10 protein-coding genes and 2 rRNA genes are annotated in these 12,398 nt (G+C 71.4%); 5 read left to right on the forward strand and 7 right to left on the reverse strand.

Going from position 1 to position 12,398, the window contains the following annotated elements; all coding sequences use genetic code 11:
• Together NUM_RS28535 and rrf are read left to right on the forward strand one after the other, a co-directional pair.
• A 23S ribosomal RNA gene (locus NUM_RS28535) occupies positions 1-402 on the forward strand; the annotation flags it as partial.
• Between the two features lie 91 nt (positions 403-493).
• Positions 494-610 (forward strand): 5S ribosomal RNA (gene rrf / locus NUM_RS28540).
• Positions 611-865: 255 nt separating this feature from the next.
• Here the strand turns inward: rrf and NUM_RS28545 are convergent.
• The 5 genes from NUM_RS28545 to NUM_RS28565 all read right to left on the reverse strand — a co-directional run bounded on the left by NUM_RS28545 (position 866) and on the right by NUM_RS28565 (position 7,148).
• Complete coding sequence (locus NUM_RS28545; RefSeq protein WP_207128054.1) at positions 866-1,378, reverse strand: chaplin family protein; 513 nt, start codon at positions 1,376-1,378, stop codon at positions 866-868.
• A 247-nt stretch (positions 1,379-1,625) separates the two neighbouring features.
• On the reverse strand, positions 1,626-2,180 hold the full coding sequence (gene def / locus NUM_RS28550; protein ID WP_225918913.1) for a peptide deformylase: 555 nt from the start codon (positions 2,178-2,180) through the stop codon (positions 1,626-1,628).
• Between the two features lie 191 nt (positions 2,181-2,371).
• A complete protein-coding gene (locus NUM_RS28555; RefSeq protein ID WP_207128055.1) occupies positions 2,372-4,351 on the reverse strand; it encodes a S53 family peptidase in 1,980 nt (659 codons plus the stop codon).
• Positions 4,352-4,679: 328 nt separating this feature from the next.
• Positions 4,680-6,548 (reverse strand): penicillin-binding transpeptidase domain-containing protein, encoded by a 1,869-nt coding sequence (locus NUM_RS28560; RefSeq protein WP_207128056.1) that lies wholly within the window; start codon positions 6,546-6,548, stop codon positions 4,680-4,682.
• A 147-nt stretch (positions 6,549-6,695) separates the two neighbouring features.
• Positions 6,696-7,148: a universal stress protein gene (locus NUM_RS28565; protein ID WP_225918914.1), complete on the reverse strand. Its 453-nt coding sequence runs from the start codon at positions 7,146-7,148 to the stop codon at positions 6,696-6,698.
• Between the two features lie 176 nt (positions 7,149-7,324).
• Here NUM_RS28565 and NUM_RS28570 point away from each other — a divergent pair, with 176 nt between their 5' ends.
• On the forward strand, positions 7,325-8,362 hold the full coding sequence (locus tag NUM_RS28570; protein WP_207128058.1) for a S1 family peptidase: 1,038 nt from the start codon (positions 7,325-7,327) through the stop codon (positions 8,360-8,362).
• A gap of 104 nt (positions 8,363-8,466) precedes the next feature.
• Here NUM_RS28570 and NUM_RS28575 read toward each other — a convergent pair whose 3' ends face one another.
• Positions 8,467-9,378, reverse strand: coding sequence for a LysR family transcriptional regulator (locus NUM_RS28575; RefSeq protein ID WP_207128059.1), 912 nt, complete (start codon positions 9,376-9,378; stop codon positions 8,467-8,469).
• A gap of 78 nt (positions 9,379-9,456) precedes the next feature.
• Here NUM_RS28575 and NUM_RS28580 point away from each other — a divergent pair, with 78 nt between their 5' ends.
• Together NUM_RS28580 and NUM_RS28585 are read left to right on the forward strand one after the other, a co-directional pair.
• The gene (locus tag NUM_RS28580) at positions 9,457-10,704 is read left to right on the forward strand and encodes an MFS transporter (RefSeq protein WP_207128060.1); all 1,248 of its coding nucleotides are present in this window, start codon (positions 9,457-9,459) and stop codon (positions 10,702-10,704) included.
• 44 nt (positions 10,705-10,748) lie between these two features.
• Positions 10,749-11,024: a hypothetical protein gene (locus NUM_RS28585; protein WP_207128061.1), complete on the forward strand. Its 276-nt coding sequence runs from the start codon at positions 10,749-10,751 to the stop codon at positions 11,022-11,024.
• Between the two features lie 171 nt (positions 11,025-11,195).
• Here NUM_RS28585 and NUM_RS28590 read toward each other — a convergent pair whose 3' ends face one another.
• Positions 11,196-12,305 carry an FHA domain-containing protein gene (locus NUM_RS28590; RefSeq protein WP_225918915.1) on the reverse strand — a complete coding sequence of 370 codons (1,110 nt, stop codon included), beginning with the start codon at positions 12,303-12,305 and terminating at the stop codon, positions 11,196-11,198.
• Positions 12,306-12,398 lie beyond the last annotated feature (93 nt).

Here is a 12,398-nt window from a genome sequence, read left to right on the forward strand (position 1 = left end):
TCGATGTCGGCTCGTCGCATCCTGGGGCTGGAGTAGGTCCCAAGGGTTGGGCTGTTCGCCCATTAAAGCGGTACGCGAGCTGGGTTTAGAACGTCGTGAGACAGTTCGGTCCCTATCCGCCGCGCGCGTTGCAGATTTGAGAAGGGCTGTCCCTAGTACGAGAGGACCGGGACGGACGAACCTCTGGTGTGCCAGTTGTCCTGCCAGGGGCACGGCTGGTTGGCTACGTTCGGAAGGGATAACCGCTGAAAGCATCTAAGCGGGAAGCCTGCTTCAAGATGAGGTCTGCTGCCCCGGAGACGGGGGTAAGGCCCCCAGGAGATGACTGGGTTGATAGGCCGGAGGTGTAAGCGCGGTAACGTGTTGAGCTGACCGGTACTAATAGGCCGAGGGCTTGACTACAAGGTTGTGTGCGTCCACTGTGTGGTTCTGGAACCACGGTCAGAGCATCCCCTGTTAGGGGGTGGTTGTGGCTGGTTGGTTTGAGAGATGTTTCGGTGGTTGTAGCGTGAGGGAAACGCCCGGTCCCATTCCGAACCCGGTAGCTAAGCCTTACAGCGCCGATGGTACTGCACTCGGGAGGGTGTGGGAGAGTAGGTCGCCGCCGAAGCTCACGTAGAGTCGGGCTGGAAGATCCCATGGGTCTTTCAGCCCGACTTTTTTGTGCCCGAGCAAGAGCTGTCCTGATACCGGAACTGTCCTGATACCAGAGCTTGCCCAACACCAAGACTTCCCCGCCTGGCCCCAGGCGTTTCCCGGGCGGCTGGGGACAGCGAAGTGGCGGGTCGGTCCGGGAGTACCGGACCGACCCGCCACTGTTCTTGCCAGGGCCCGTTGGTTCTTCGGAAAGCTCGGTGCCGGCCGATCAGGCGGCGCGGCGACGCCGGCTCAGCACGAGGGCCGCGGCACCCGCGCCCAGCAGCGCCAGCGCGGCGATCACCAGGATGGTGAGGCTCGAACCGGTGACCGGCAGCGTGGCGCCGGTGTTCTTGGTGTGGGTGACCGCGTCGACGGTGCTCGGCGACGCGCTCGGCGACTGGGAGCTCGGCGGCGTCGACTCGGACGCGCAGGCCGCTTCGGCGCGGTGCGAGCCGTAGCCGCCGGAGGAGCCGGTGGGGCAGGCGCTGGGGCTTTCGCTGGGCTTGGCGGCCGCGCTGGCGGTGCAGTCTCCGCTCGCACCGGCGCCGACGCCGAGTACGCCCACTCCGTTGCCGCAGACGTTCACGGGCGCCTGGACCGGGGCCTGTACCTGGGTGCCGTTGCCGACGCCGTTGTTGCCGGCCGAGCCGCTGTCAGCGAAGGCGGCGGTGGGTAAGGCGAGCGCGAGTCCGGCGGCCGCCATGGCGCCGGCGACGGCAAGTCTTGTGGTGACGCGCATGTGTGTCCCTTCGATGTCGAAACCAGGTGTACGCGCGTGCGCACGTACAGGTGACTTCCCTCGCCGGGTCAACGCGCCACCCGAACCGCAGACACGGGATGTTCGGTTACGACCTCGAAGCGTGATGGTATTCACTCGCGATCTGCCGGCGATGCCCGGAAAGGGGCGTTATCGCAGGTCCGGCGGGTGATCGTGAGCTGTGAGCGAGCCGTGAAAGGTGCCCGTCAGCGAGCCGGCGCCCCGCCCGTCAGCGAGCCGGTGCCTCGGTGGGCAGGCCGGCCGCCTTCAGCACCTTCTTGCGGATCCGCTTGGAGAGCCGGTCGACGTAGACCGTGCCGTCCAGGTGGTCGGTCTCGTGCTGGAAGCAGCGCGCCAGCATGCCGGTCCCGTCGTACCGGACGGGCTCGCCGGACACCGTGACCCCGGTGACCGATGCCAGCGCCGGGCGGGCCAGGTCGGCGTGCTGCCCCGGTACGGACAGGCAGCCCTCACTGTCGTCGTCCAGCTCGCGCGGCAGCTCGGGCAGGATCAGCGTCGGGTTGACCACGTGGCCGACCTGGTTGACGTCGTCGGCGTCGGGGCAGTCGAACACGAAGACCCGCGCGTCGACGGCGATCTGGTTGGCGGCGAGGCCGACCCCGTCCGCCTCGTACATGCTGGCGAACATGTCGTCGATCAGCGCGCGCAGATCGTCGTCGAACTCGGTGACCGGCCGACAGGGCCGGTGCAGCACCGGAGTGCCGTAGACGACGATCGGCCGTGCGGTGCCGGTGGTGCTGCCCATCTCACCTCGAAACGCCATGTCAACAGGATCGAGCCGATCCTAGCGGCGCGGTACGAGCGGTCTGCCGCCACCGAGCCCCGGACCTAGCAACGGTACGAGCGGTCTGCCGCCGCCGAGCCCCGGACTCCGGGTACCGGTGGGCGAGGGGCGGTACCGACGCGACAGGGCCGCCCCGGTGACCGGGACGGCCCTGTGCTGGTGCGGGTGGATCAGTGGTGCCGGTGGTGCCCACCGCCGTGACCGCCGTGGCCGCCGTGCGAGCCGCCGGCGGCGGCCGCGAGGTAGCTGGTGCCGTTGGGCGAACCGACGCCGGTCACGTTGTCGTAGCCCGGCGCGGTGAACAGCGACGAGTCACGGTCGAACGTGACGAGCGACGAGCCGGACGGCGTGGCCACCGCGACCGGCGTGCGCTGCGGCGCGACGTCCCGGAACGCGCCCGCCTTCAGCTGGTACATCAGCGGGTTGGCGAAGCCGATCGGGGTGCTGCGGCCCTGGCTGGCGTCGGCCTGGATGCCGGCGAACAGCGGGCAGGCGAGCGAGGTGCCACCCCAGGTCTCCAGGGTGTACTCGCCGTCGATGGTGCGGCCGACCGCCATCCCGGTGTACGGGTCGGCGAGCGCGGCGACGTCCGGGACGACCCGGGCCGGCGCACCGCCGTACTGCTGGGACAGGCTCGCCGGGACGACGCCCTTCTGGTACGCGGGCTGGTCGAACAGGGTGCTGGTGCCGCCGCCGGCGCCGCCGTAGAACTCACCGGGCGGGGCCTGCGAGTACGCGGCCGGGTCCTGGGTGTAGTCGACGACCGCGCGGGTGGAGCCCCAGCCGGTCTCGAAGCCGTAGCTGTTGTCGCTGCCGACCGCGAGGCTGGTGCCGCCGACCGCCGTCACGAACGGGTCGGAGGCGGGGAAGTCGGGCTGCGCCGACGGGGTGTTGCCCGCCGTCACCTCGTCGCCGTTGTCGCCGGAGGAGAAGTACATGCCGATGCCCTCGGCCGCGGCCTGCACGAAGATCGTGTGCTCGGCGGCGACGGCGCTGGCCGGGATGTCCTCACCCAGGTTGCCCCAGGAGTCGGAGACGATGTTGGCGGCGTGGTTCTGGATGATCCAGTTGAGCGCCGCGTCCAGGCCGGTGTCGCAGTTCTTGGCCCCGACGTACTTGATGGTCGCGCCCGGTGCCATGGCGTGCGCGGCCTCGACGTCGATGGCCTCCTCGCCGTTCCAGCCGTCCTCGCCGCCGCACTCGTCCTGCATGTCGAACGGCTTGAAGACCTTCTCGGAGTACTGGCCCTTGGCGTAGTGGCCCTGGCCGTTGTCCACCGCGTACTTGTCGGCGTCGGCCTTCATGGTGGCCGAGGCGTACGCGTCGACGATGGCGATCGTGGTGCCGGCGCCGTTGGTACCGGTGGCGATCGCCTTCTTCACGCCGTAGGCGGTCTGCAGCTGGTCGGTGCCGTACCCGCAGATGTAGGTCGGGAACTCGGTCCGGCCGTACGCCTGGGGCATGGTCTGGTTGTGCTCACCCCAGAAGTTCGAGCACTGGGCCGGGGCCGGCGCCGCGCTGGGGGCAGCGCTGCGGGTCTTGGCGGTGCTGCTGTTGCTGACCACCTTGTGGTGGAACGGCGTGCGCAGCGGGCCGGTCTGGGCCAGGCCGTTGACCGACAGCACCAGGTTGCCGACGTTGGCCGGCAGGGTCGCCTGCTTGCCCGGCGCCCGGAGCTTGTGGCCGCGGTAGGAGTAGGTGTGCAGATCGGCGCCGAACGCCTTGTTCAGCTCGGCGACGGTGCCGCTGGCTTCGACGTACCGGTTGCCCTGGCCGACGCCGCTGACGGTGAGGCCCTGCTGGCGCAGGAAGTTCCGCACCGTACGGATGTTGTCGGCGGTCGGCGCGTAGCGCGCGTTGAACTGCTTGGCCGTCAGGTACTTCCCGTACTGCTTCGAGCCCGGGGTGGACACCTGGTTGGCGAACCGCTCGGCGCCCGCGGCGTTCCGCAGCTTCAGGAAGACCTGGACGTCGACGCGCTGGCTGGAGCTGGGGTTGCCGGCGCGGTTGGCTGGGGTGGCCCATGCCGGTGTGCTACCCGACACCGCTTGTCGGGTCGGTGCGGCCTGCGCTGCGCTCGCAGCGAACGGCAGCACAAGAGCGCTGACGCCCACCGCGATCGCGGCGCGTCGGATGAGGGTGTGCCGCATGTGTCTCCTTTCCTGCACTGGACAGGGACGAACGGAGCGGTGGCGGATGACGGGCGGCAGTGCTGCCGAAGGACTGCAGAGCTGTCGAGAGACCCACACACGGTGACTCGTTCGATTCCCCGAAGTATCAGATCGGTGGCCGACATAGGTTGTCAAGGGAAGTTTTACCTATGTCGGGCAACGGATTCGGCACAACACTCCATTTACCAGCGTCGAATCTTCCGATGATTCCGCATTGTCCACGCAGGGTGTTGGTATCGCGGCAAACCGCCCGGCCAGCCTGCATCGGCGAGGCGGTCGCGTTGTGGTCGATTGCGCGCGGATCGGGTCAGCCGGCGAGGTTGGTGAGGAACTTGCCGACCAGTGGCGCGGCGACCGCCTGCTCGTTGGTCCCGCCGCCCTCGACGAACGCGGCGAACGCGATGTCGCCCTGCCAGCCGGTGAACCAGGAGTGGCTCGGCGGCTCGGCGCCGGAGCCGTACTCGGCGGTGCCGGTCTTGCCGTACACCGGCCCACCCGGTACGGATTTGAGCACGGTGGCGGTGCCGTCGGTGACCACCGAACGCATCATCGACTTGAGCGCGGCCAGGTCCTTGGCGGGCAGCTGGGGTCCGGCCTTGGCCGGGTGGTAGGCCGGCGAGGTGACCAGTGTCGGTTGGGTCCAGTGGCCGCGGGCGACGCCGGCGGCGATGCCCGCCATCGCGATCGGGCTGACCGTGGTCTGGCCCTGCCCGAACGCGGCGGCGGCGCGGTCGACGGCGGTCTTCGCGGTCGGTACCGAGCCGCTGTTGACGTCCGGCCCGAGCTGCCACCTGGCGCCGATGCCGAACTTGGCCGCCTCCTTGGTCAGGGTGTCCGGGCCGAGCTTGCCGGACAGGCCGACGAACGCGGTGTTGCAGGACTGCGCGAAGTCGGTGCGGAACGGCACCTTGCCGAGCTGGTAGTTGTTCTCGTTGTGGAACTTGCGGCCGGACACCGTCGCGTACTCCGGGCAGTCCACTGTGGAGTCCGGGGTGACCCCGGCGGCCAGGTAGGACAGCGCGGTCACCACCTTGAACGTCGAGCCGGGCGGTACCGAGCCGGTCAGCGCCAGGTCGTCGGAGCCGCCGTCCGGCCCGTTCGCGACCGCGAGCACCTTGCCGGTGGAGATCCGGATCGCGACCAGCGCGGTGCGGTGCTTGCTCTCGGTACCGAGCGCGTCGTCGGCGGCCTGCTGCACCTTCGGGTCCAGCGTCGTCGCCACCGGCTTCCCGGCGACCGGCCTGCCCCGGTACAGGGTCTGCCGGGTGCCGCTGACGGTCACGGTGACGCCGGCGCCGCCGGCGAGCCGCTGCTCGTACTGCGCCTGCAGGCCGGACTGGCCGGCGGTGTCGCCGATCTGGTAGCGGCCCGGGTGCTTGTCCATCTGCTCCTTGGTCACCGGGCCGACGGTGCCGAGCAGCGCGCGGGCGAAGGTACGGCTCGGGGCCAGCGGCAGGCTGCCGTCCCGGAAGACGGTCCCGGCCAGGTCGTGGATCTTCGACTTGACCTTCTCGTAGTCGGTCTTGCGCAACGTCACGATGTCGAGGAAGGCGGTCGGTTCCGCGGCCTTGATCCGCTTCGGCAGGTCGGACAGGTCGAGGTCGAGCGCGTCGCCGAGCTGCGCGGCGAGCTGCTTGGCGTCGGTGACCCGGTTGGGCTGCACGCCGACGTAGACCACCGGCCGGTTGGTGACCATCGGCTGGCCGGAACCGTCCATGATGGACGCCCGCGGGCCCTGTTCGTTGGCGAGCACCAGGTGCCCGTCGCCGGTCAGCTTCGGGTGGACGGTCGCGCCGGTCCAGGCGACCCGCCAGTCGCCGTCGGTCTTGGCCAGGTGCACGGTGGTGGTGTAGCGCCAGTCGTGCCCGCCGAGCGGCCAGGAGACCCGTACCGGCGCGGTGGCCTTGCCGCCGTCGACCTTGACCGAGCCGGCGGACAGCGTCGGGTGCACCTCGGCCAGATCGCCGGCCACCTTCCGGTACGCCGCCGCCACCTGCGCGCCGCTGCCCTTGGCGTACGAGGTCTGCTGCAGGGTGCCGGCGTGCCAGTCGGTCAGGAACGTGGACAGCGCCTTGCTCGCGTCGTCGGAGTCCGAGCTGCAGGCGGCCAGCCCGCAGGCTGTCACCAGTACCGCACCGGACGCAACAAGTCGCCGAGCCACCGCACCGAATCGCATCGCCACTCCCCACGCCTCGACCGCTGCGATGAACCTACCGGGCGGGCGCAGGCGGTCCGGGCCGAGTCAACCGGTCGAATCCGGCCGTACGCGGTGAGATCGGCCGGCTGCCGGCGTCGCCGCCGGGGTCGCGCGGTGCCTGATGCGTCACGGTACGACCGTGACCGGCCAGCGGCTGGCGCGCACCAGCCGGCCGGCGAGCGAGCCGATCAGCTTGTGCCCGGCCTGCATCGAGGCACCGACCAGTACGGCGTCGGCCTGCTCGTCGTCGGCGGCGCGGCTGAGCTCGGTGTACGGGTCGCCGCGCCGTACCTGCAGGCTCGCCTCGACCCCGCGGGCGTTCACCAGGTCGACGACCTCGTGCTGCAGCTCGTCGGCGACCTGCGCGTACGCCTCGGTGAGCGGGCCGGCGAAGCCGGCGGCGAGGCCGGAGACCGCGGAGTAGCCAACGACGTAGACGAAGACCAGGCGGGAACCCTGCCGGCGGGCCATCCCGGTCGCGTACGCCGCGGCCCGCAGCGAGGTGGGGGATCCGTCGATGCCGACGACCATCACCCGCGGTCCGTCGGTACCGAGCTCATAGCGCGATTGTTCGTCCACGTCCCGAGTATCGCCGCAGGCGATAGACATTCACCATACCGGCGTATCTATATGTTGCCGAACTATCAGGCAAAAGGGATACTTCCCACGTCCCTCATCGAATGTGATCAATTGGTGCGGGGCACAGGCGGGTGCGGCGAGACGGCGCCGCACCCACGGATCCCTGGGAGGCATCCATGAGGCCCACGAGGACCTCGTTCCGACTCGCCGCGGTCGCGGCGGCCGCCCTGCTCACCACGGGCGCCGTCGCCACCACCGCGGCGCAGGCCGCACCCAAGACCCCGGACCGGGCGGGGGTCGCCGCGCTGGTCGACGGGCTCGGCACGCACACCGCCGGCAGCTACCTCGACCACGGCACCCAGGTCGTCACGGTGACCGACGCCACCAGCGCGGCGAAGGTCCGCTCCGCCGGGCTCACCCCCAAGCTGGTCCGCTACTCCACCGCACACCTGCACTCCATCACCGCCGAACTCGGCAAGAAGGCGACGATTCCCGGTACCGCGTGGGCGATCGACCCGCGCAACGACCGGGTCAACGTCACCGCCGACAGCACCGTCAGCAAGGCCGACCTGGCCACGGTGCGCCAGATCGCCGGCCAGTACGGCGCCGCGGCGCACGTGCGGGTCGTGACCGGCACCTTCAGTACCAGGATCGCCGGCGGCGACGCCATCTACGGCGGCGGCTACCGCTGCTCGCTGGGGTTCAACGTCACCGACGGCAGCACCGCGTACTTCCTGACCGCCGGCCACTGCGGCAACGTGGCCGACACCTGGTACTCCGACTCCGGCTCCAGCAACGAGATCGGCACCACCCAGGACAGCCAGTTCCCGGGCAACGACTTCGCGATCGTCAAGTACGACAGCGGAGTCTCGCACCCGAGCGAGGTCGACCTGTACGGCGGCACCCAGCAGATCACCGGTGCGGCCGACGCCCAGGTCGGTGAGTCGGTCAAGCGGTCCGGCTCCACCACCCAGGTACAGAGCGGCAGCGTCACCGGTCTCGACGCGACCGTGAACTACCAGGAGGGCACGGTCAGCGGGCTGATAGACACCAACGTGTGCGCCGAGGGCGGCGACAGCGGCGGCCCGCTGTTCGACGGCAGTACCGCGCTGGGGCTCACCTCCGGTGGCAGCGGCGACTGCTCGTCCGGCGGCGAGACGTTCTTCCAGCCGGTGACCGAACCGCTCAGCACCTACAACGTCCAGATCGGCTGAACCACCGGGTTTTCCGCGGCGCGTCGGGTCATCCCGGCGCGCCGCACCGCGTCCGGCGCCCGGTCGCTTCGTCGGCGCGGCGGCCCGGATCGCTGCCGGGGTGGTCAGAGCCGGCGGGCGAGGGCGAAGTCGCGGAACCGGGCGGCGGCCGGCGACAGCGGCCGGTCGGCCGGCCACACCAGGCCGATCGACCGCACCGCGCGCGGCGTGATCGGCAGCTCCACCAGGCCGCGTGGCGGCCGCGGCACCGACGGCGGCAGTACGGCCAGGCCCAGCCCGGCGGCCACCAACCCGCGGATCGTGTCCACCTCCTCGCCGACGCAGCTGAGCCGCGGGGTGAAGCCGGCCGCCGCGCACAGCTCGTCGGTGATCCGGCGCAGCCCGTACCCGGGTTTGAGGCCGACGAACTCCTCGCCGTCCAGCTCGGCCAGCCGGACCCGGCGCCGGTCGGCGAGCCGGTGCTCCGCCGGTACGGCCACGACCAGTTGCTGCCGCAGCAGCAGCGCGGTGGCCAACCGCTCGTCCGGTTCGGGCAGCGGGCCGGTCAGGGCGAGGTCGACCTCGCCGTCGAGCACCCGGCGCACCATCTCGGCGTGGCCGGCCTGCTGCAGCGCGAACCGTACCCGGGGATGGTGCCGGCGGAACTCGCGCAGCAGCTCCGGCACCCGCACGCCACCCATCGTGTGCAGGAACGCGAAGACCACCCGGCCGCTGTCCGGGTCGTGCTCCTCCACGGCACGGCGGACGCCGCTCTCCAGTGCGGTGAGCGCGACACCGGCCGCCTCGGCCAGTTCGCGGCCGGGGCGGGTCAGCCGCACCCGCCGGCCGGTGCGGGACAGCACCGGGATCTCCAGCGTCTCGGCCATCTCGGCGAGCCACCGGCTGACCGTCGGCTGCGGTACGCCCAGCGCCTGCGCGACGTGCGTGACGTGCTCGTCGGCGGCCACCGCGCGCAGCACGGCGAGCCGTGGCGCGAGCTGCCGTACCGCCGCGGCGACCGTCTCGTCCTCGCTCATCTGCATCATCCATCCATGAATCGATCTGGCCTGATCACTGTATTGGACGAATCAATACACGCACCGTAGCGTCGATGCGTGAGCGTCTCGGCCACCCTCCCCGCGGTCGCGCACCGGCGCGGCAGTCCCGGTTTCCGCCACATCACCCTGGCGCTGTTCGCCGCCGGCCTGGCCACGTTCACGCTGCTCTACTGCGCGCAGGCGGTGCTGCCGCAACTCGCCCAGGCGTACCGCCTGACCCCGGCCACCGCGAGCCTCGCCGTCTCGGTGGCCACCGGCGGGCTGGCCGTCTCGATCATCCCGCTGTCCGCGCTGTCCAACGTGACCGGCCGGATCCCGATGATGACGGTGGCGCTGCTCGCGGCCGGGGTGCTCGGGCTCGCCGCGGCGTTCGCGCCGACGTTCGGGATCCTGCTGGTACTGCGGGCGTTGCAGGGCATCGCACTCGGTGGGTTGCAGGCGGTCGCGATGACCTACCTGGCCGAGGAGGTCGACCACGGCGCGCTCGGTTTCGCGACCGGGCTGTACGTGGCGGGCAACGGGATCGGCGGGATGGCCGGCCGGCTGCTCGCCAGCCTGCTCGCCGATCTGGGCGGCTGGCGCCTGGCACTGGGCGTGATCGGCGCTCTCGGCCTCGGCTGTACCGTGCTGTTCCGGCTGTCGATCCCGGCATCCCGCCGGTTCGTCCCCGAACCGCTGGCGCCGGGCCGGCTCGCCGCCGCGGTCGGTCGCGCGTTCACCGACGGTGGGCTGATCCGGCTCTACGCGGTGGGTTTCCTGCTGATGGGCTGCTTCGTCACCGTCTACAACTTCCTCGGCTTCCGGCTGCTCGCCGCGCCGTTTCGGCTGTCCGGCACCCTGGTCGGCCTGATCTTCGTGGTCTACCTCGCTGGTTCGTCCTCGTCGGCGGCCGCCGGGAGGCTCGCGGACCGGTTCGGCCGGCCGAAGGTGTTCTGGATCACGACGCTGGTCATCCTGGCCGGTCTGGGCGTGACGCTGTCCGGCCACCTGGCGATGGTGATCGTCGGTCTGGTGCTGGTGACCGCCGGCTTCTTCGCCGGCCACTCGGTCGCCAGCGGCTGGGCCGGCGCGCGCGGTCGCGCCCTCGATGCCCAGGGAGCGGCCGTTTACCTGCTCTGCTACTACCTCGGCAGCAGCGTCGGCGGGTCGCTCGGTGGCGTCGCCTACGGGTACGGGAGATGGCCCGCCACGGTCGCCTACGGCGCCGCGCTGGTCGCCGGTGCGCTGGTGCTCGGGCTCACCCTGCGTCGAGGTGTTCCTGCCCTGCGTCGCCGGATCCTGAGCGTTGCCGGTGAACATCGATGACGGACTTTGCATCCCCCGCGGCAGGGGGCACCATGGTCGGGGTGATGATCGGAATCGTTCCCCAACCGGGCCAGACCGTCCAGCTCTCCGGTGACGCGTCGCCCCAGTTCCGCGATCAACCCCTCCGCCTCTTGATCACCGAACCCCCGCTCCCGTCCACTGTGGACGCTGCCCAGGGCAAGCCGGCCGAACGCGCCAGCTGGCTGCTGCTCACCGGTTGGGAGCTCGGCCCCCGCGGCCAGCGGGTGGTGAAGCGCACCGTCTCGGTCCGCACCGCCGGTGTCGCGCTCGACCAGACCGCCCCGCTCAGCCGCCGCTAGAACCCGTCGCCGTCACGGGGGAACGGCGACGGGCCTCGACCGTTCTCGGGCCGCGTCCCGCGATGACGCGGCCTCGTTGGCTGCCGCCCGCGCCTCGCCTCGTTGGCAGCCTGCTCGCGTCGCGGGGTCGCGGACCTCGCTCCGCCGCGGCGGTCGGGCTGGGTGGATCGGTCAGCCGCGCCGATCGGCCGCCGAGCCGGGCAACCGGATCGCCATCGTCGGCGCCTCCGCCATCACCGGTGCGTCGTCCGCGCCGCCGCTGTTCGGCCGCCGGTCCGCCCGGCACAGTTGAACGCCCTCGTGCAGCTCGACCACGTCCCAGTCGCCGAGCCGGTGCTGCTGGCCGCGATGCAACGTGATCGTCTCCGGCACCGCGTCCGGGCCGGACCGGGTGTGCACGGTCGTCCCGTTCGTGCTGGTGTCGGTGACGACCAGGGCGCCGTCGAGCAGGTCCAGCCGGACGTGACTGCGGCTGACCCAGTGCACCGCCTCGTCGTCCAGCAGCTCACCCAGCCGTACCCCGCCGGGGCCCTCCGGTGAGCGGCCGACCACCACCGGGGCGCCGGCGGCCACCGGGAACCGGCCGCGGTCCTCGCCGCGGATCCAGATCGTCACCGGGGTCGCCTGCTGGCGCGGGCCACCATCGTGCATCGGCGCCCCGTGCCGCGGGCACACCGCCCGGCCGGACCGCACCCGCGGCGGCGGCTGGGCCGGGCCGGGGGTGCCGAACAGCACGCAGCCCGGCTCGGGGCACCGCCAGTACCGGCCGAGCACGGCCTGGGTGGCCGGATCCAGCGTGGGTCGCGGCATCGTCGGCGCCGCGTTGGGGCGGGTCATCAACGCCGCGCCGCCGACCCCCGGTACCGGGATCAGGAACGGCGCGCCGGCCGCCCACGGGTGCCGGCCGGCGAACCGGGCGAAGTCGTCCCGGCTGACCACCGGCAGCCCGGTGTAGGCGGACAGCTCCAGCAGCCGGTCGTCCACCTCCGGCAGCGTCTCCACCAGGCCGTCGTCGGCCCAGCGGCGCAGCACCATCTTCTCGTTCGAGGTCAGCTCCAGGTCGGTGATCAGCGCCCGGTCGACCACCAGGTACACCTTGGCGCCGGGGTCGCCGAGGTGCGCGCCGAGCGCGTCGATGACCAGCCCGAGCCGGAGCAGGTGGGCCGGCCGCCCGCCGTCGAGTTCGACCTGCCGCACGATCGGCGCCAGGTCGACGATGGCGCGGGCGGCGCTCGGGTCGGTGCACAGCCGCCGCTCGATCGAGTCCAAGACGCGTGTCACCTCGAAGCGCACCGGGCTCCCCCTCCTGCTCGTGAGCGTCCATCATCGCCTACCGGGCCGCGGCTGTCGCGCTGGTCGGTGCCCGGTCGGGGC

Source organism: Actinocatenispora comari (assembly GCF_017312725.1).
Taxonomy (GTDB): domain Bacteria; phylum Actinomycetota; class Actinomycetes; order Mycobacteriales; family Micromonosporaceae; genus Actinocatenispora; species Actinocatenispora comari.